We start from the raw sequence: 19594 nt of genomic DNA on the forward strand, positions 1-19594 counted from the left end.
TATTACCTACGCGATTTCTTTTTTGCTTTGGCAGTGGATTTTTTCCTGCCGGTCTTTTTACGCGCCTTTTTTTCAGACTTGCCCGGTTTTTCGGACCTATCTGCGTCACGGTGTTTCCCTTGCTTACTCGAAGGAGGCTTTCCTTCCTGTACACGGCTCGCCAGCTCGAAATCGATCTTTTTGTCATCCAAATCTACCCGCACTACCCGTACGCGCAATTCATCAGACAATCGATAGATTTTTCGACTACGCTCGCCAACCAGACGATGCTTGGCAGGATCATAATGATAGTAGTCGTTATCCAGTGCGGTAACATGCACTAAGCCTTCGACAAAGAAATCATTGAGCTGAACGAATAAACCGAAACTCGTTACCGCTGCAACTTTACCATCAAACTCCTCACCCACTTTGTCTTGCAGGAATTCACATTTCAACCAGTCGAGCGCGTCGCGAGTAGCGTCGTCGGCGCGTCGTTCAGTCATCGAACAGCCTTCGCCGAGGCGCTCCATTTCTTCAAAGCTGTAATTAAATGCTTTGGCTGATTTGCCCTGAATTAAATGTCTCAATGCGCGATGTACGAGCAAATCGGGATAACGTCGAATCGGCGACGTAAAGTGCGTATACGCATCATAGGCCAATCCAAAGTGACCGCTATTTTCGGGACAATAGACCGCCTGACTCAGGCTTCGTAACAATACTGTTTCTATCATTTGAGCGTCTGGACGCTCGCGAATTTCGCGTATCAACTTGGCATAATGTTTTGGCTCGGGATCGTTACCGCCGCCGAGATAGAGCCCAAACTCTCCAAGAAATTCACGCAAATATTCCAGCTTTTCTTCGGTAGGCCCCTGATGTACGCGGAACAGAATGGGGATTTCGTGTTCTTCCAGATATTCAGCTGCCGCAACATTGGCCGCGACCATGCACTCTTCAATAATTTTATGCGCGTCGTTACGCACGACTGGTACGATGCGTTCAATTTTACGATGCTCACCAAACACGATGCGTGTTTCGATGGTATCAAACTCAATGACGCCACGCTTTTCGCGGCGGGAGGCAAACGATTTATATAAAGCATATAAATGATCAAGATGTTCGGTGAGATGTTCGTATTGCCGACGAACAGTCATATCACGCTCGACAACCATGGCCGCGACTTCGTTATACGTCAGTCGCGCATGTGAACGCATAACGCCTTCGAAGAAGCGATAGCTTTTTACTGTTCCGCTGGCAGAGACAATCATTTCACACGCCATACACAAACGGTCGACTTGCGGATTCAACGAACACAGTCCATTGGACAATACTTCCGGTAACATCGGAATCACAGTGCCGGGAAAATAGACCGAATTCCCTCTTTGCTGGGCTTCGAGATCCAGCGCAGAATCGGGTTTTACGTAATGGGAAACATCCGCTATTGCAACTATGAGGCGAAAACCTTTTCCGTGAGGTTCACAAAATACCGCGTCGTCGAAATCGCGAGAATCTTCACCATCTATCGTGACTAACGGTGTTGCGCGTAAATCTTCGCGACCTTGTTTAGCCGCTTCAGGTACTTCTTTGTTAAAGTCCTGTATTTCTTTTTTTACGTCATCAGGCCATTCAAAAGGAATCTGATAGGTACGCAGGGCAATATCAACCTCCATGCCCGGTGCCATCTCATCACCCAGCACTTCGACTATCTTACCTATCGGTGCCGAACGCCAAGTGGGATGCTCGATAATTTGCACGACTACGATCTGACCATCTATGGCACTGGAGCGATTTTCCGGAGAAATTAAAATATCCTGGTTTATACGCTGATTGCTGGGAGATACGAAACTAACCCCATGCTCCTGCCGATAACGACCGACTATCTGTTCATTTGCCCTTTCTAACACTTCGACCGGTGCGCCTTCTTTACGCCCTCGCTTGTCTACACCAGCGACACGCGCGACGATTCTGTCGCCGTTAAGAATACCTCGCATACGTTTAGCAGAAAGAAAAAGGTCTTCACCACCATCGTCAGGCACCAGGAATCCGTAGCCATCACGATGACCTATTACGCGACCACGAATAAGATCCATCTTACGGGTAACACCGTAGGCGCCACGGCGATTACGTATCAGTTGTCCATCTCTTTCCATGGCACGCAAACGACGGCGCAGCCCTTCCATTTCATCATCATCAACAATGTCAAAATGTGAGGCGATATCACCTAAATGCAAAGGATGCCCAATGTCTTCAAGGATTTGCAGGATAAACTCCCGACTGGGTACAGGCTTTTCATATTTTTCGGCCTCTCGGCCGGCGTTTGGGTCGTCAGTGAAACGCTGATTGTTTGACAAAAATTACATCTCCCGGTAGAGTTCGCTTTCGCTGAGCCGAGGTGGTGAAATTGGTAGACACGCTAGCTTCAGGTGCTAGTGGGGGCAACCCCGTGGAGGTTCGAGTCCTCTCCTCGGCACCAATTATTCTTTCCAATTGATCAAATAGATCACCTGCCCACAATGGGCGGGCCATTATTACAGATCCCGTGTATTTTTTCTACGTAAGTGTTTGGAGATAGAGGAAACGAGGCGACGTTATGCCGCCCGTTGAAGTATATCCATTACCTGATCTGGGTCGAAGGGTTTGTAAATACAACCAGTGATTGAGAGTGATCGCAGAGGGTCTATACCCTGTTCACTGTTTAGTTTTTCTCCTATGAGGAAAATCACCGTTGTACCTGACAATTGATCACGGATGTTTATGTACTCAGCCAATCCGGATATAACAGTGTTGTCTAGTTCATAAATAATAATATTTGTAGACTGACGGTGAGCATCCAAGGCCTGTTCACCATTTGTAACAATAGCCGCTTTCGCCCCTGATGCACTAATCGCTTGTTTCAATTGCTCAGCAAAACCAAGCGAGGGATTATCAACCAAAACGATGCCGTGTCGATTTGCCTTAGCCGTTTCCACCACTTTATCAGGTTCACTATTGGAACGAAGTACTGCAACGGGATTCCCATTGGAAACTGTCTCAAGCACCTGTTCAATTCGAAATCCAGTCATCAGGATGACTTTAGATTTTGGATAGGTTCTGGTCAATTGACTAAACAATGTGACCCCGTTGGTGTCTGGTAATTTGATATCAACAAAAGCCAGATCAAATCCTTCGCGCGCCTTTTCCAATGCCATTTTCCCGTCATAGGCAGCATAGACTTCATAGCCTTCATCATCGAGTATCATCGACAAGCCATCAGCCAGGTCTTCGTTGTCATCCACGACTAACACACGCTTCATTGCTCAGTCCTCCTGTGCTAACACATGTTATAGGTAGCCAAAGCTTTACTGTTGTCCCGCTACCTGCAATAGACTCAATTTCTATACCGCCGCTATGTTGCTCCATAATCTGCTTAACCGTTGGCATACCCAGGCCTACGCCAAAACCTTTGGTACTATATAGCGGCTCGAAAATCCGTTCGAGAACCTCATCAGTCATACCCACGCCGCTGTCTTTTATTTCAATCGCAACGCGTTCAGCTTCCATCTTGGTCTGTATTGAAATCAGTTTTTCATTACTGTTTTTGTTTTCAGCAATCGCTTGCCAGGCGTTTTCCAGTATATTGACAATGGCTCTTCGCAACCGACCGGTATCGACAACAATGGATTCTGGTCCGGAAAACGTTAGTTTTGCCTTGATACCATCTGGAAACAATATTTCACCAATCAAATTCTCGAGCCAAGGTTTAAATAAAGTTTCTTCGCGCTCCAAGGTTGTAATACGTGTAAAGTCGAGCAGTTCATCTATTATATGATCGCAACGGGCAATATTGCGCTCTATGCGCTGGTAGGCCTGAACCAATTGCTGATCATCGGACAATTTCTTACGAATATAGTAAAGCGATGGACGGATAGCTCCCAAGGGGTTACGCAGTTCATGACTGACCGTCGCGGTTAATTGCCCTAGTGTTGCGAGTCTTTCACTTCTGACGAGTTCGGCCTGGGCCTTGTGTAATTCTAATGTTCTTTCCTCGACCAATTCTTCCAAGCGCTCACGGTATAGTCGAAGTTCTTCATCTTTGCGTTTTTGTTCTGTTATGTCGTAAACCGTTCCAATCATACGAATCGGGTCACCGGCTTCGTTGCGATAAACCTTTCCGCGCTCTTGAACGACTCGTTCTTCACCGGTTCGAATTCGAACTATGCGATGCTCAATATGATATTCGACATTCTTATCTGCGACGGCTGCATTTACTGCGTCAACAACTTTCTGTCTATCATCTTCATGTATAGTTTCGAGAAAGGCTTCATAGGTGGCGCCAAAGCTTTTTGGCGCTTGACCGAAGATACGATAGATCTCATCTGTCCAACTGAGACCTCCATTGATGATGTCCCAGTCCCAGCTACCAATATGGGCGATTGCTTCCGCCTTGGCATAGGTTTCCTCGCTTCTGGCTAAAGCTGCCTGGATCTTTTTCGTTTCAGAAATATCCATGAACGACATCATGATACACATCGGATTTTGTTCGTGATCGAATAGTAGGCTCGCCGCTAATTGAGCACAAAACCGACTTTCGTCATGGCGTATACCACCAACCTCGCCTATCCAGTGTCCTTCGCCAGGAACCGCTTCCAAGATGGCTTTTAGATCGTCTTTTTGAGAAAGAAAGATTTCAATGTTTTTTTCAATGATGTCCTTGCAATCATTAAGTCCCCACAACTTGAGAAAGGCGCGATTGACATATCCAATCTTTCCTTCCAAGGTGGTAAAAGCTATGGCATTTACTGAAGCCTCGATTGCGCGACTTCTGAGACCGGTGTCGTTCAAATGTCTGCCCACGATATCTTTCCTATAGCGCTGGTCTAACCTATAGCGCAAAAAATAGGCGATACTGTATACACAAACATCCCCACACAGGGGGAATATTACATTTATTTACGTTTGAACAATTGAAATTAGAAACGAAATGGCGGCGCAGCGCCGCCATCCGATATCAAGACTGGTAAAGATCTTCAAGAATGATAGTTTCCGTACGCTCTGGTCCAGTGGAAACCATGGCAATTGGCGCCTCGCAAATTTCAGCAATACGTCTGAGGTAATTTTGTGCGTTAACCGGTAAGTTATCGAAAGACTTTACACCGACAGTTGACTCAGACCAGCCTGGCATCGTTTCGTAAACCGGTTCGCACTGAGTATAGGCTTCAGCACCAATAGGTGGCGCGATTTGATCAACGCCATCCACCTTATATCCAACTCCAATGTTTATGCTATCCAGTCCATCCAACACATCGAGCTTGGTAATGCACAACCCGCTTACGCTATTAATCTGTATCGAACGACGCAAGGCAACCGCATCAAACCAGCCACAACGTCGCGCACGACCCGTGGTTGATCCGAATTCGTGCCCTTTCTTCGCCAGATGTTGACCTACTGCATCTTCCAATTCCGTCGGAAAAGGACCGGCGCCCACGCGTGTGGTATAGGCCTTGGTGATACCAAGTACGTAATCAAAATAGAGTGGTCCCACACCAGTACCTGCTGATGCGCCACCGGCAGTAGTGTTCGACGATGTTACATACGGATAGGTGCCGTGATCGATATCTAGTAAAGCACCCTGTGCACCCTCGAACAATACTGAAATATTACGCTTACGATAGTCATCAAGCAGCTCTGGAATATCTGCGACCATCGGCGCGATAGTTTCCTGAAAACTCAGTGCATGTTCCAGTGTTTGCTGAAAATCGACGGGCTCTTCTTTGAAATAATGTTGTAGAACAAAATTGTGATAATCGAGAACTTCACCGAGTTTGGCCGAGAAACGCTCGCGATGAAATAGATCCGCTAGTCGCAATGCACGTCGCGCGACTTTGTCTTCGTAGGCCGGCCCGATGCCACGGCCGGTAGTGCCAATCGCCGCTTTTCCACGCGCCTTTTCACGCGCCTGGTCGAGTCTGATATGGTACGGGAGTATCAGAGGACAGGCCGCACTTACACGCAGTCTTTCACGCGCCGGAACGCCGTTACTCTCAAGCATTTCGATTTCTTTCATCAAGGCATCGGGGGCTAACACCACGCCATTGCCGATCAAACACTGTACGTTATCACGCAAAATGCCCGATGGAATCAAATGCAAAACGGTTTTTTTATTCCCTACGACGAGTGTATGGCCAGCATTGTGTCCGCCCTGGAAACGCGCTACTGCCCCTACTCTGTCTGTCAGCAAATCAACAATCTTGCCTTTGCCTTCGTCACCCCATTGACTTCCGATTACTACAATATTCTTGCTCATCGCTACTTTCTCAGGTTTTTGATCATCCAGTTATTGTCTTCATTCACCAGCACGCGGTCACAATACACCACACTGGCATCTTCTTCACCTGGCAAGGCTTGTATCACCCGTTCACCCTGCGCACGTAATTCTGCAACTTTTTTCGCTAGTCGCGCGTCGTCCGACGACGGCGCAAATACACCACTGCGCTTGTCTGCAATATTTTCATCCAATCCCATAATCGCGGTCAGATCCAGACTAAAACCGGTAGCGGGTCGATGGCGTCCAAAGACTTCACCAATTCCGTCATATCGCCCGCCAACTGCAATGGCCTGCCCATAACCCGGTGCGTAGGCGCCGAACACAATTCCCGTGTGGTAGGCGTATCCGCGTAGCTCGGCAAGATCGATATTCAGGTACTTGTCAGGCCAACGTTTTTTAAAACCTTGCGCTATCTCTTGTAAATCACCCAATGCCTTTTTAACCGCTTCGTCGGCATGGGACAGCACATCGGCCGCTTCGTCTAACACCTCAACACCACCGTTGAGACGCGTCAAACTTGCGAGCATTTTGGTCGCGCTTTGATTTGCAACAGACTTGAGTATTTCATCAATCTCCGGCTGCGCCTTACGCTGCAAGGCATCGAATAAATGCGCTTCTGTCACCGCCGATAAATCCGCCTGACGAGTCAGACTACGAAATATTCCGACATGACCAAGATCAATATAGCAGTTATCACGTTTTGCCGCGCGCAATGCCTCCATCATCATATTGATGATTTCCAGATCGGCCGCTATACCTTCATAGCCATATAGCTCAGCGCCACATTGTACCGGGTTACGTGAACCGCCGAGTTCGCGCGGCCTCGTCAGCAATACATGGCCAAAGTAACACAAACGTGATGTACCCTCGGATTTTAGACGGTGGGCATCAATACGTGATACTTGAGGCGTGATGTCGGCGCGTACGCCGATCAATTTGCCACTGGCCGAGTCGGTCAATTTAAAGGTATTGGATTCAAGGTCACCTGCCTTGCCCACTACGAGAGAATCAAGAAACTCAACCATCGGTGGGATAACCAGTTCGTATCCCCAGGAGTGGAACAGTTTGAGTAGATGACGGCGCATGTGCTCAAGCCTTATGGCCTGTGGCGGTAAAAATTCATCTATGCCATCAGGCAGCAACCAGGGTTTGTCCACATTCATAACTCAATTCACTCTTATTTCAAACGCAAAAAGGCGGTGCGTTTGCGCACCGCCTGTAGTCATTGCTTTTTCACTCTAAACGCTACGATTACTTACCTGCGTTATTAAAATATTTAAAGAATTCTGCGTCGGGCTGTATCACGACGAAATCCTGTTTGTCTTTGAACGTCGAACGATAGGCGCTCAAACTGCGATACAAAGCGTAGAATTCACTGTCTTTGTTGTATGCATCTGCGTAAATCTTGGCCGCGCTTGCATCACCCTGACCACGAATCTGTTCTGCATCACGATAGGCCTCTGCCAGCAAGATTTCACTCTGTCGGTCTGCATCCGCACGTATACGTTCTGCTTCCTCCGCACCTCGTGAGCGGAAATCTTTGGCAACACGCGCGCGTTCGGCTTCCATACGTTGATAGACGGAACTACTGACGTCTCGAGGAAGGTCAATACGCTTGATACGCACATCGACGATTTCGATACCGAATTCACTTGCCTGCTTGGCGGCATTTACCAATATGCTGTTCATAATCTGTGAACGCTCACCGGACACCGCTTCCTGGATAGTTCGCTTACCGAACTCGTTACGCAGACCGTCTTTGATAATTTGCGAAATTCGATTCGATGCTCTGCGCTCATCACCACCCATGGATTTATAATATTGCGCGACGTCGTTGACACGCCATTTGATAAACGAGTCTACAGTGACGTTTTTCTTTTCACTGGTGAGATACTCTTCTGGACGAGCATCTACTGTCAGTACACGCGAGTCGAATTTACGAACGTTATTCACAATCGGAATCTTGAAATGTATGCCTGGCGCAAACTGATCATCAACGATTTCACCCAGGCGAAACATGATCGCCTTTTCCTTTTCGTTTACGATGAATACCGAAAATGAAGCCACCAGCACAACAATCGCCAAAACAACACCTAAGGACTTAACACCACTCATAACTATCGTCCTCCTCTACCGCGTGAGTTATCGCGATTGCGACTCTCGGGCAATACCCGTCTAATCCCCTCTTCGGTGATTTCGGGGAGATTCATAGGAACAGCTGTCGGAGACGACGCGCCTTGCGGCATCAAACGATCCAGTGGCAGATACATCAGATTATTACCACCTTTGACGTCTATCATCACTTTGGTTGTGCTGCTCAGCACCGACTCCATGGTCTCAAGATAGAGACGTTGGCGTGTTACCTTTGGCGCCTTTTTGTATTCTGTCAGCATTTGTTCGAAGCGCTGAGATTCACCTTCGGCCTGCGCCACGATTCGTGCCTTATAACCGCTGGCCTGCTCCAGTTCACGGGCAGCCTTACCACGTGCACGGGGAATAGTGTCATTAGAATAGGCTTCTGCTTCGTTGATCAATCGTTGTTGATCCTCGCGCGCCTTGATAGCGTCCTCGAACGCGCCTCTCACCTCTTGCGGTGGTTGCGCGCTCTGGAGATTTACACCGATGACTTCAAGACCAGTACCATAGCGATCCAGCTGTTCCTGGATTAATTGTTCGGTACGATCAGCGATGTCACTCTGTCCTTCGGTGAGAACGAAGTCCATCTTGCTCTTACCCACCGCTTCACGGATGGCACTCTCGGTCGCCTGACGCAAGGTCGCATCCGGATCACGTACCATGAACAGATAGTCCTTGGCATCCTTCACCCGATACTGCACCGCGAACTTGATATCAACGATATTTTCATCCTGGGTCAGCATCAAGGCTTCCTGAGGAACGCTTGCGGCTTCGCGCGCTGAAGATTGGCGGTAACCAACTTCGACATTCCGGTTCTGATCAACATCCACGATTTCAACGGACTCGACAGGATAAGGGATATGCCAGTGTGGTCCGGGTTGTGAGGTATCCACATACTGACCGAATCGGGTCACTACGCCGCGCTCCGCCGGTTCAACAATGTATATACCTGATAGCCCCCAGACGATGACAACGACGACGAGAATAAGTCCGATAGCCCCAGACCCAGGAGCGCCGCTCCCGCTGTCACCACCACCAGTGCTCTTGCCGCCAAAGATACCGCCAAGCTTGTTTTGAAATTTCTTCAAAACCTCATCGAGGTCGGGAGGGCCTTGGTTCTTGCCACCACCCGAATTACCCCAAGGGTCTTTATTACCGGAACCGCCAGGTTCGTTCCAGGCCATAAGAGTCTTACCTTTTTTGCTATGAATTCAATAAAAACGTTAGCCCACGAATTTTAGGGGGCTTGGTCCACGCCCGCAAGTAATTGCCCGTTTTTTGGCAAAATTTTTTCAAATTGATGGCCAAATCGCTTTTCCAGCCCTTCGAGCGTGCTGCGCTGTATGCTAACCTCCAACAAAAACCCACCATCCTGCGGGTCTTTTTCATTGACAACCACACCTAATTCAAAGAATTCCGCTCTTGCGCGAGCATCTTGCGGCGCGAGCTTAATCCAACAGTGGATAAACTCTTTGCCAAAATAACGTTTCAACGCATCAATCAAGAGTTCAACGCCGGAACCATTTACAGCGGAGAGCCAGATTCGACGTGGTACTCCGGACTCATCTGATTCGGTTGCGGGCGCCTTGTCTTCAATCAAATCAATCTTGTTGAAAACCTCGATCTGCGGCACGTTTTCGGCCCCCACTTCCTTCAATACCTCGTTGACCTGCTCGATTCGCTGGTCGCGATCAGGATCTGCCGCATCAATAATATGTAACAACAGGTGCGCCTGACGCGTTTCTTCAAGCGTTGAACGAAACGCCGCCACCAGATCATGGGGCAAGTTTCTTACGAATCCAACAGTATCCGCGAGCACAACTGGACCGGCGTCAGCAATATCCACACGACGTATGGTTGGGTCCAGCGTAGCGAACAACTGATCTGCTGCATACACCTCAGATTCCGTCAGATAGTTAAACAGCGTTGACTTGCCTGCATTGGTATATCCGACTAAGGAAACGGTCGGTATGGCGGCGCGGGCACGGGAACGTCGTCCTTGCTCGCGCTGCTTAAGCACCTTATCCAGGCGCTTGTTGATTTGTTTGATGCGATTACCGAGTAGACGGCGGTCGGTTTCCAACTGCGTCTCACCTGGACCTCGCAATCCAATACCACCTTTTTGGCGCTCCAGGTGGGTCCAGCCTCTGACCAGTCGTGTCGACAAGTGTTTGAGCTGCGCGAGTTCGACTTGCAGCTTCCCCTCGAACGATCGTGCGCGTTGGGCAAAAATATCCAGTATCAAACCGGTTCTATCCAGAACTCGGCATTGAAACAGGTGTTCGAGATTTCTTTCCTGGGCAGGTGATAGTTCGTGATCGAAGATCACCAATTCAGCATCACATTGCAACACACGCTGATGTATCTCTTCCGCCTTGCCCGAACCGACAAAATACTTGGGATCGGGACGAGGCCGGTTACCGGTGATCAAGTCAATAACTTCGGCGCCCGCAGAACTTGCAAGCTCGCGAAATTCATCCTCGTCACCGCTCTCAAATCCCTGAATACTGATATGAACCAGAACGGCACGCTCACCACCCTGGGGACGCTCAAACAACGCTCACCCCCAAGGTGAATGAATCTTGACGATTGGAAAAAAAACGAATTGGCTAGTTGCCGGAATCAGATCCGCCTTCCTCTGAAGTGGCCAACCTGATGTTGCGCGCAGGCACAACAGTGGAAATGGCGTGCTTGTAAACCATCTGATTCACGCTATTCTTTAGCAGCACCACAAATTGATCAAAGGAATCGATTTGGCCCTGCAGCTTTATACCATTCACCAGGTATATTGAAACCGGGACTTTTTCTTTACGCAGAGTATTTAAAAAAGGGTCTTGTAGGCTTTGCCCTTTTGACATGTCGCTTCTCCTTACGAGTTTCTTTTTTAAATCTTCCCAAACATCAGTTCGGGTTGAATGTTTTCCGAGGTATAAAACGTAACCTCTAATTTTTCAGGAAAATCCCCAAAAAGCACCAAACGCACGAAATCATACACACAACATAAAATCGAAACTACTGAAATTTCATAAGCGCCGGTTAATATTATATACATTTGTCCGAAAATAAAGTGATTTTTTAAATTTCAGCCACTTTTTTTATGCTTTGCCAAATTTTATCGGTTAGCAATGTTTGTTCCGTATCGAACCAAACTAAATTGTCTTCACTGCGCATCCATGTGAGTTGTCTCTTGGCGAGCTGTCGTGTCGCAACGACTCCTTTTTGTCGCATTGTGTCATAGTCATATTCACCTTCGAGGTATTGCCACACCTGTCTATACCCTACACAACGCATGGAAGGGAGACCGAGATGCAGGTCTGTGCGCGATTTGAGTGCACGCACTTCCTCGACGAAACCGTTATCGAGCATTTGATCAAATCGTGTTTCGATACGTTGGTGTAAAATCGCACGCTCAGTTGGTGCAATTCCGATTTTGACAAACTGATAGGGAAATCCATTCTTGGTTTGCTCTGCCCAAAGCTCGCTCATGGGCCGCCCCGTCAGGCGAAAAATTTCCAGCGCACGCATAATGCGTTGTGGATCATTTGCATCTATGCGTTGGGCAGAGACAGGATCTACCTCAGACAATTGTCGATGTAGACTGACCACACCTATAGCAGAAAGTTCTTTTTCCAATTCAGAGCGAATTTCTTCGTTGGCCGATGGCAAAGCCGACAGCCCCTGTTCAAGTGCGCGGAAATACAACATGGTGCCGCCAACTAACAAGGGCATCTTGCCCCGCCCTCGTATTTCTTCGATCAAACGCTGCGCGTCGGCTCGAAATTCGGCAGCAGAATAGGCCTCGGCCGGGTTCAGGATATCGATGAGATGATGGGGAACGGTGCTTAGTTCGTCCGCAGAGGGTTTGGAAGTGCCGATGTCCATGCCGCGATATACCAGGGCGGAATCAACACTGATAATTTCACACGCCATACGTTCGGCCAATGCGAGCGCCAGCGCAGTCTTTCCGGCCGCCGTCGGCCCCATGATGAAAATAGCTTCAAGCATGTCTCTAGATTATTGCTTTCCTGCTAACGCTACAGTTGCCATATACATTATACGGGTATATGATAAAAACCTTGTAAAATCAATACAAAACCTTCGAAAATACTCAGATATGGCTAGTCTAAACAAGCTAAACCAAGAGCCTGTCAAAGGGGAGAAGATTACCTGGGGCGAACTCAAGGCACTAGCAGAAAATGCTGGTGTCCGCGATGAAGACGAAATCGATCTCATCGACATCGCTTGGGGGCGGATAGAAGACTGTCAGTGCACCAAAGACGAGGACTTTGGCTGGCAGATTCGTCTCTAGTCGTCGAATTATTGTTCACGATTTTTTGGATACCATCGATGACAATACTACCTTTGCCCGCTTTTCATCGGTTTCCCAATCAAATGCGCAATCCAGGTGTGAGCGTACCGCGATTATGCCGTGCAGATCGTCTTCAAGCATGGCTTGCACCGGGGTGCGGCCGTTAAACCGGCGATGGACCTGATTCATCCAAATCGGCCCCATACTAGCATTGTGTGGGTAAGAAGTCCGGAGCGCATCAGCTATACCCATGAAGTGCATAACTCTTTCATATATATGCTTTTCTTCCGGAAACGGCGTCTCTTTGCGATACTGGCTGAGATGCCGGGTGCGAGTCTTCTCGGGCAAGCCTAACAAGCGAATCTGACCTTCAGGCGGTATTTCCCAGCTGCCGAGCAAGCGCATGATAAATCTGGCCAGCTCGATCTTTTCTTCATCCGTCAATTGATCCATTAAATTTTCCGAGTGAAATAGTAAACCTATACTAACAAGTTCATACCTTCGAGTCAGTCTTTAATATCAATGCTAATTATGTGAAAAAGTGTGAAATAACTCACTATTTTGGCCGATATAGAGACATGTTACCGGCTTTGAATAAAACGATGAGTGAACACAAAGCACAACTATCGGCCCAGGTTCATCGAAATGCGATTGCTATCTTTGACAAAAAAACCAAGTTAAAGGCCAAACTACTAACCATCTCCGAGATTGGAGCGGGGATTCTGTTGCCTAAACAGATAGCGGAGGGCACCGAATTCCTCTTATTAATCAATCTGCCGGCTGGCAAGGGCACGTATGAATGCCTTATCAAGGTGCGTGCCGTGCATTATCGTTTACAACAAGATGTTTACTATATCGGTGTGCATTTTGTTGGACTAAAAGATCATGAACGTGCCCGGATCAAACAGTATATTCTGGGAAAACATCGGTTATAGGATGAACTCGAACCGAAGGGTTCTCATCATGACCTACCTCTCCGCCATATAAAAAAAGAGGGCTACCCGGTAGCCTTTTGGAGATTAGGGTGTTGGGCAGAGGGATTGATTCGCTCCTGCGTCGCTCACCCCTACGGGGCGCCGGCTATCGCCGACGTCTCCGCTCGCTGCGCTCGCTTCTCGAACCGAAGGGTTCTCATCATGACCTACCTCTCCGCCATATAAAAAAAGAGGGCTACCCACCGGGTAGCCCTCTTTTTTTATATGGCGGAGAGGTAGGGATTATTTCTAGCTTCCGATAACGTCCAGCAACGTCTTTTTTATACATATTTACAATGACTTATAGACCGATGACGTCCGACAAAGTATAGTAGCTTCCAAATTATTTGGGGGACCAAATGTGGTACCGGTAACGTTCGAAAGAGAGAATTCGAGATGGCAATACACAAGCTAAATCCTGCCAAGGTCAAAAATGTGGGACCGGGTACCTACGAGGATGGTGGAGGGCTACGCTTGGTGGTTTCCAAGACCGGAGCGAAGAAATGGGTTCTCAGGATAACAGTCAAAGGCCAGAAAGGTCGCAAGGAGATGGGGCTGGGTGGATATCCGACGGTAAGCTTGGCTAGGGCTCGTATCAACGCTGCCGCTGCGCGAGAGCTAGCCAGACAAGGAATTAACCCTATTACAGCGAGAAAACTTCAACCTACCGAAACGCCAACCTTCACAACCTGCGCGGCTAGATATATCCGAGCTCACCGTCGAGCATGGGCTAATCCTAAGCACCAACGGCAGTGGGTAAGAACATTGAAGACCTACGCGAGACCTATTATTGGCGAAATGCTCGTTGACCAAATATCAACCGAGGATATTCTAAAAATACTTCAGCCCATCTGGACCACAAAGACCGAAACCGCGAGCAGAGTACAGGGCCGACTTGAAAACGTCTTTGACTTCGCCATTGCACATGGACGGAAAGACGCATTTAACCCGGCCCGTTGGAAAGGTCATCTCGACAAAATGTTACCTAAACCGTCAAGGGTCAAGAAGGTTGTACACCATCCAGCGATGCCCTTTGCCGAAGTTCCTGACTTTCTGACCAAGCTCGCCGAGAGCAAATCGATCTCTGCAAAAGCGCTAGCCTTTCTTATTCTAACGGCCACGCGGACAGGAGAAGTGTTAGGTGCCACTTGGGACGAAATCGATATAGAGAACGCTGTTTGGACTATCCCGGCTGAGCGCATGAAAGCGAAACGAGAGCACAAAGTTCCTTTGACGGGCCGGGTAATACAAATTCTCAACTCTCTGCATCGATTCGCTGACACGCCGTACATTTTTCCAGGGCTCAAGAAAGGGAAGCCTATGTCGAATATGGCGCTACTCAAACTCATGCGCGATATGGGCTACGGTACGGCGAATACACACGGTAACTACGTACCCCATGGCTTTCGTTCCAGTTTTCGTGATTGGGCGGGGGAAACTACAAACCACCCAAGCGACGTCGTTGAGATGGCACTGGCGCATACAATCAAGAACAAAGTTGAGGCTGCCTATCGGCGAGGCGACTTGTTCGCAAAGAGAATACGACTAATGGAAGATTGGACGACCTTCCTTACCAGTAAAAAGCGGCACCCCACAGTTATCCCTTTCTATTCAGAAAAATCTGGCTAGACTCGATTGAGAAGCGAGATGCTGGCTGGAATCACCTACTTCTTTATTCGCTTTTTCAATCGTCCAACTGTGATAACGCAACCATTTGTTAGACTTTCCACCCTATAGACGTCCAGATACTTTTTATTTTCCCGTACGAAGTGACGCCCAAAGTCGTTCTCCATACGCCGGATACTATTTTTAGTAAACGTTACTTTTACCGCTCCCCGACCATCGTGAATCTCTTCACCATAATCTGAAAGCCAAATGTGTACTATTGGCGGAATGGCTCGCTGCTGATTTCGGGCTATACAATGCTTACTATACATTCTCTTCCGCTCCCTCGGCTGATGTCACATCAAACGCGAAGTTCAGCTCCGCCTGCAATTTCTCCAAATCCAAAGATAACGACAAATTCTCGGGGCTGCCCGGTATTTGCGCATCGTCCAGATAACACGAAAACGCACTAAATTTACCCGGAAGTAATGCTAAATAGAGTCCCGTTTCATTCCGCTCCGCCATTGCAACCCTTAGATACCAAAGTGGATCAGAAAATATATGTTGGGCAGCCATCAAGGGGCTCGTTGGCACATCCTCGTAGTTATCAAATTCGAAACTACTGCTGTATTCCGGAAGGTCAAGCCATTTCAACAGTTGACGCGGCGAAAGAAGAAACAAGAAGACTCTATTCGCGAATGCATCCCGAACGAGGTTACCCTGCTTTACTACTTTGTTGAGCCTTGAGGCGACCTCCTTATCGACCAGCACATTTATCGTCGTTGTATCTAATCGTTTTATACTGTCCGATATGTGTTTCCGAGCTTTGCTTGATAGCCTACGACCCTCCAGTTCCGCTTCCAAGCAGCTTGACTCCATGCGCAGTACGGAGTTTAGGAAGGCATCACGCTTCACAAAAAGCGCTCTAAATTGGTTGTTCACTGCCTTTAGCAAAGGTTGGTAGATTTTCAATGTGACTTTTGTCTGTTCCATTGCGAATATCCTGTCAAAGGTGGCGGTACACAAACAGAATAGCCGCAGCAGAATCCAGTTTAAAGATTTTTCTTTAAAGATTAATGGAAGCTTTTTATGCTATTGTTTTAAATAAGATTTGTAATGTCTTACCATATTCACAGCAAATTGATATTGCTCAAGACCTAGGACGAATTCGAGTTATTCATAACAAATCGGTATGAATCGCCTTGCAAGAATTCTGGTTTCATAAAAAAAACGAATTCCAAGGTCACCTCGTTCGCGTCGCTAACCACTGGCTGAGGCTGGACATCGACATAACGGTTCTGATCAAACTCCTGGACATCAAGCGTTTTGAATGAAGATTTCGGCAAAAGTAGCGAGTGCTCAACACCACCTGGAGGCATCCGATAAATCTCTATGCTGTCTAGATGGCAGATGTATCGCGATGGGTACCCGTCGTTCTTGCGCACTACGAGAGAGGCGTCAAGTTCACTTTCAGAACCAAACAAAGCACGATCCAGCATATTATCCAAATCCCGATGACCAACAAACAATACCGGAGTATCGCCTTGATTCGATATGTCCCGTGAGCGCTGGACCAAGCTTTTTACTATTCCATGGATCGATTCTTCCGCTACTTCCTCGAAATTGATTCCGCCCAACATCGCTCGATACAACATTTCTTCAAGCACGCCTCGAAAAAAGTCCCTAACCCAGTCCTCATCGTTCACAGCCCGCGTGACTGTAATATTTGTTACTAGGTCACTTTTAGGATAATTCGCAATCGAGCACTTCCGACGAAAACTTTCATCAAGCGACTGCACAAATCTGATTTCCCTAAATAGCGTCAAGGGTACCGGCCCAGAATCGCGTGAAAACACACCCGATGATGCAAGCTTACCGAAAGTAATTAGACGATTATTGTCATATTCTCCCGTAGCCAGCTCTTGCTCATTGGTATTTCGTATTTCTGCGCTCAACTTATCAATTGACGTTTTATAGTTCTGCAAACGTAATTTTAGGGAATCATTATTTTCGATCAAGTAATCGTAATGAGCCAACTCTTGGGCCTCGATACTCATCAACCAATCCAATTCAACCAGCAAGTCACGACGTTTTTCGAATCCAAATAGGTCCGACAAAAGATATGCTCTCATCGAACTTGACAATCGCCACTCCAGACCAGAATAGTAGACGGCAAGCACCCTATACATTTCTCGTAGAGACCATATACTATCTGCGCCCCGGCTACTATACACACGCCCTATCACTCTAGGTGTCTCTTCAATTTCACCTAGCCGCTCGACAAATCCATCCAGCCAATTGGTGTACCTCGTGCCGTCTCCTCTCCCTGTCCAACGTTGATGTATGTAGGCCTCTACTATGCTCTTTCCACTTGCCACACCGTTTTGATGTCGACCGAACGCGCCAGAGGGCAACAGCCGATTATTCTCCACTAGAGCTTTTATGAGATCCACGACATCTTCGCCGTTATCACGTGCTCTCTTTAGTACATAGGTTGCGACAATCAAGCGAACATCGAACCAAGCGTTTCGAATCGCAAGATTCATAGCGACGTCTGCTGCTAGCTCTCCATCGTGCTGTCCAAATTCCCTGGTTCTGTTTCCCTGATCGATTCCTAAGATCGTATACGAAATAAAGGCTCCGCTATACATAAAGGTATTAGCTTCACGCCCAATAAATGCAGATTCGTACCAATACACAAGCATGTCCGCAGCCCAATTTGACGCCATCTTGTCACCCACTCGCAACGAATCAACAATCATGAACGCCGTATCCCTCAAATGGGTCATAAATGGCTCGGATATTTTCTTACAATCTTCCCAAGCTTTTGGTTGCTTTGGCAGCAAACGCCCCCAATGCTCCCAAGCGCCTACAAAAACGGAAAGACTACGTTCATGGGACTCTATTATTTCACGCGAAAGACGGTCTCGCCCTTTGAATCCTATAGGGTCTACTACTGTACTCCACATTCTGTAGTGATCGTTTATCTTTTCGGTAATGAGAACAGGCGCCATATGCTCCCAGAGCGAACCAAATATGTTCAAGTGAAAATAACTAAGAGTGCGTAAATATTTGCTATAGTCACGCGTGTTTACACGAATTGCTTTCGACATTTCGTAATATTCGATCGACAACTGTCTTAGCAGACTAACTCCCCCAAAAGCGTCTCTACCCAATAGAAGCCAACTGCTCTTTTCACCATTTGGCCGGGTATATGCTGTAGTGCATATAATATCGCTGGCCCATTCCTCTAACTCACCAACGGCATCCTCAAAATTCTTGTGATTGTCCGCCTTTATCGCATCAAAAACTTCACTTACAATGGCATTCAAGACGGGCTTTATGTTTTCTATTGGGAATACCGGTTTAGTCCTAAAAGAATATGCTAACCAAAGTAATATTTTCCATGACTTTTTCATCCGGGTCGTCGACTGCGCAACGACCCATTGATCGCTCGGCCTAGCCATTCCAACTGCCGGAAGCTCCAAACAACCTTTTTCATTCCTTGCATTCATAAACCAGCCACATATCATGGCAGAAAGAACCCGACCATATATATTGTTGAGAAATTTCTTCCTTCGAAATTTCCGAGTGAATGAATCTGCAAATTTTTTACGATAGCAATAATGCATTATCGATTTAGCGCCGCCATCTTCTAAACCATACCTCGGCACAAGCCCAGATTCCTGTAGATTCATCGAAAGAGTCAAAGATGAACTGGACCGTATTTCAGAAATGAGAAGCTCATTAATGCAAAACCTTTGAACCAGATTATTCTTGCTATCGATAGATATAAATCGAAACGTAGCAAATAAGAACCAACCCACGAGAACGAGGTTAAACAAAAACCATACTGCGAGACCGAAGGAAATGATGTTATCGAAGCGCACCGGTAACCACGGATGCAAAAACTGCACTAGAATTATCACCCCGGCTAGTGCGAGCCCACTATAACCAACAAACATAAAGCCTGAATATCGTCGAAAGATTCCCCACAAAGCTCTATTTGACGTTCGGTTTTGTAACAACAAACCCACAAACCCAACGACCAATGGAAAAATCAAACCTATAACCGTGAGCTGCCCAGCAAATATATTGCTCTGCCAAACCGCTATATCACCCCACGGCCGCGTCCACGACGGAAATACTTGTTTTAATTCTGGTAGCCAAAAGTCTAAAGCGACGCAATTTAGTACGTAGGCTATCGATAACAAAAGTGTGTATCGAACCGGGTGGGTCGACCATCTTAATACTTGTCTTTCAAACAGCCCCCACTTTTTTTCCCTATAG

Annotated in this window: 16 protein-coding genes and 1 tRNA gene; 4 read left to right on the forward strand and 13 right to left on the reverse strand. The window is 47.4% G+C overall.

Annotation, left to right across the window (positions count from 1 at the left end; genetic code table 11):
• Nucleotides 1–2: 2 nt before the first annotated feature.
• A complete protein-coding gene (rnr, locus tag OEZ43_16145) occupies nucleotides 3–2327 on the reverse strand; it encodes a ribonuclease R (GenBank protein ID MDH5547120.1) in 2325 nt (774 codons plus the stop codon).
• A gap of 35 nt (nucleotides 2328–2362) precedes the next feature.
• On the opposite strand from rnr, the gene OEZ43_16150 reads away from it, so the two are divergent.
• Nucleotides 2363–2449: transfer RNA gene (locus OEZ43_16150), tRNA-Leu, on the forward strand.
• Between the two features lie 115 nt (nucleotides 2450–2564).
• On the opposite strand, the gene OEZ43_16155 is transcribed toward OEZ43_16150, so the two are convergent.
• From OEZ43_16155 to miaA, 9 genes are all read right to left on the reverse strand, one after another.
• Complete coding sequence (locus tag OEZ43_16155; protein MDH5547121.1) at nucleotides 2565–3269, reverse strand: response regulator; 705 nt, start codon at nucleotides 3267–3269, stop codon at nucleotides 2565–2567.
• On the reverse strand, nucleotides 3244–4809 hold the full coding sequence (locus OEZ43_16160) for a PAS domain S-box protein (GenBank protein MDH5547122.1): 1566 nt from the start codon (nucleotides 4807–4809) through the stop codon (nucleotides 3244–3246). Before OEZ43_16160 ends, OEZ43_16155 begins: the two co-directional genes overlap by 26 nt.
• 154 nt (nucleotides 4810–4963) lie before the next feature.
• Nucleotides 4964–6259: an adenylosuccinate synthase gene (locus OEZ43_16165; protein MDH5547123.1), complete on the reverse strand. Its 1296-nt coding sequence runs from the start codon at nucleotides 6257–6259 to the stop codon at nucleotides 4964–4966.
• A 2-nt stretch (nucleotides 6260–6261) separates the two neighbouring features.
• On the reverse strand, nucleotides 6262–7443 hold the full coding sequence (locus tag OEZ43_16170; GenBank protein ID MDH5547124.1) for an ATP phosphoribosyltransferase regulatory subunit: 1182 nt from the start codon (nucleotides 7441–7443) through the stop codon (nucleotides 6262–6264).
• An 88-nt stretch (nucleotides 7444–7531) separates the two neighbouring features.
• Entirely contained in the window at nucleotides 7532–8395 is an 864-nt protein-coding gene (gene hflC / locus OEZ43_16175; protein MDH5547125.1) for a protease modulator HflC, read from the reverse strand.
• 2 nt (nucleotides 8396–8397) lie between these two features.
• A complete protein-coding gene (gene hflK, locus OEZ43_16180; GenBank protein ID MDH5547126.1) occupies nucleotides 8398–9600 on the reverse strand; it encodes an FtsH protease activity modulator HflK in 1203 nt (400 codons plus the stop codon).
• 53 nt (nucleotides 9601–9653) lie between these two features.
• Nucleotides 9654–10973 carry a GTPase HflX gene (hflX, locus tag OEZ43_16185; GenBank protein MDH5547127.1) on the reverse strand — a complete coding sequence of 440 codons (1320 nt, stop codon included), beginning with the start codon at nucleotides 10971–10973 and terminating at the stop codon, nucleotides 9654–9656.
• Nucleotides 10974–11025: 52 nt separating this feature from the next.
• The gene (gene hfq / locus OEZ43_16190) at nucleotides 11026–11274 is read right to left on the reverse strand and encodes an RNA chaperone Hfq (GenBank protein MDH5547128.1); all 249 of its coding nucleotides are present in this window, start codon (nucleotides 11272–11274) and stop codon (nucleotides 11026–11028) included.
• A gap of 217 nt (nucleotides 11275–11491) precedes the next feature.
• Complete coding sequence (gene miaA, locus OEZ43_16195) at nucleotides 11492–12421, reverse strand: tRNA (adenosine(37)-N6)-dimethylallyltransferase MiaA (protein MDH5547129.1); 930 nt, start codon at nucleotides 12419–12421, stop codon at nucleotides 11492–11494.
• Nucleotides 12422–12530: 109 nt separating this feature from the next.
• Here miaA and OEZ43_16200 point away from each other — a divergent pair, with 109 nt between their 5' ends.
• Nucleotides 12531–12725: a hypothetical protein gene (locus tag OEZ43_16200; GenBank protein MDH5547130.1), complete on the forward strand. Its 195-nt coding sequence runs from the start codon at nucleotides 12531–12533 to the stop codon at nucleotides 12723–12725.
• A gap of 15 nt (nucleotides 12726–12740) precedes the next feature.
• Here OEZ43_16200 and OEZ43_16205 read toward each other — a convergent pair whose 3' ends face one another.
• Nucleotides 12741–13178, reverse strand: coding sequence for an MbcA/ParS/Xre antitoxin family protein (locus OEZ43_16205; protein MDH5547131.1), 438 nt, complete (start codon nucleotides 13176–13178; stop codon nucleotides 12741–12743).
• A 149-nt stretch (nucleotides 13179–13327) separates the two neighbouring features.
• On the opposite strand from OEZ43_16205, the gene OEZ43_16210 reads away from it, so the two are divergent.
• Both OEZ43_16210 and OEZ43_16215 read left to right on the forward strand, forming a co-directional pair.
• Nucleotides 13328–13660, forward strand: a complete 333-nt coding sequence (locus OEZ43_16210) for a PilZ domain-containing protein (GenBank protein ID MDH5547132.1) — start codon at nucleotides 13328–13330, stop codon at nucleotides 13658–13660.
• A gap of 435 nt (nucleotides 13661–14095) precedes the next feature.
• Nucleotides 14096–15328 carry a tyrosine-type recombinase/integrase gene (locus tag OEZ43_16215; protein MDH5547133.1) on the forward strand — a complete coding sequence of 411 codons (1233 nt, stop codon included), beginning with the start codon at nucleotides 14096–14098 and terminating at the stop codon, nucleotides 15326–15328.
• 300 nt (nucleotides 15329–15628) lie between these two features.
• Here OEZ43_16215 and OEZ43_16220 read toward each other — a convergent pair whose 3' ends face one another.
• Nucleotides 15629–16297: a hypothetical protein gene (locus OEZ43_16220; protein MDH5547134.1), complete on the reverse strand. Its 669-nt coding sequence runs from the start codon at nucleotides 16295–16297 to the stop codon at nucleotides 15629–15631.
• A 164-nt stretch (nucleotides 16298–16461) separates the two neighbouring features.
• The gene (locus OEZ43_16225; protein ID MDH5547135.1) at nucleotides 16462–18771 is read right to left on the reverse strand and encodes a hypothetical protein; all 2310 of its coding nucleotides are present in this window, start codon (nucleotides 18769–18771) and stop codon (nucleotides 16462–16464) included.
• Between the last annotated feature and the right edge of the window lie 823 nt (nucleotides 18772–19594).

Source organism: Gammaproteobacteria bacterium (genome assembly GCA_029881255.1).
Taxonomy (GTDB): domain Bacteria; phylum Pseudomonadota; class Gammaproteobacteria; order S012-40; family S012-40; genus JAOUMY01.

Bases quoted from the DNA above. Each gene is read 5' to 3' on its own strand.
- OEZ43_16155 (MDH5547121.1), bottom strand. From the start codon at position 3,269: ATGAAGCGTGTGTTAGTCGTGGATGACAACGAAGACCTGGCTGATGGC.
- OEZ43_16205 (MDH5547131.1), bottom strand. From the start codon at position 13,178: ATGGATCAATTGACGGATGAAGAAAAGATCGAGCTGGCCAGATTTATC.
- OEZ43_16215 (MDH5547133.1), top strand. From the start codon at position 14,096: ATGGCAATACACAAGCTAAATCCTGCCAAGGTCAAAAATGTGGGACCG.
- OEZ43_16225 (MDH5547135.1), bottom strand. From the start codon at position 18,771: ATGGCTAGGCCGAGCGATCAATGGGTCGTTGCGCAGTCGACGACCCGG.
- hflK (MDH5547126.1), bottom strand. From the start codon at position 9,600: ATGGCCTGGAACGAACCTGGCGGTTCCGGTAATAAAGACCCTTGGGGT.
- hfq (MDH5547128.1), bottom strand. From the start codon at position 11,274: ATGTCAAAAGGGCAAAGCCTACAAGACCCTTTTTTAAATACTCTGCGT.
- OEZ43_16220 (MDH5547134.1), bottom strand. From the start codon at position 16,297: ATGGAACAGACAAAAGTCACATTGAAAATCTACCAACCTTTGCTAAAG.
- hflC (MDH5547125.1), bottom strand. From the start codon at position 8,395: ATGAGTGGTGTTAAGTCCTTAGGTGTTGTTTTGGCGATTGTTGTGCTG.
- OEZ43_16170 (MDH5547124.1), bottom strand. From the start codon at position 7,443: ATGAATGTGGACAAACCCTGGTTGCTGCCTGATGGCATAGATGAATTT.
- OEZ43_16200 (MDH5547130.1), top strand. From the start codon at position 12,531: ATGGCTAGTCTAAACAAGCTAAACCAAGAGCCTGTCAAAGGGGAGAAG.
- OEZ43_16165 (MDH5547123.1), bottom strand. From the start codon at position 6,259: ATGAGCAAGAATATTGTAGTAATCGGAAGTCAATGGGGTGACGAAGGC.
- miaA (MDH5547129.1), bottom strand. From the start codon at position 12,421: ATGCTTGAAGCTATTTTCATCATGGGGCCGACGGCGGCCGGAAAGACT.
- OEZ43_16210 (MDH5547132.1), top strand. From the start codon at position 13,328: ATGAGTGAACACAAAGCACAACTATCGGCCCAGGTTCATCGAAATGCG.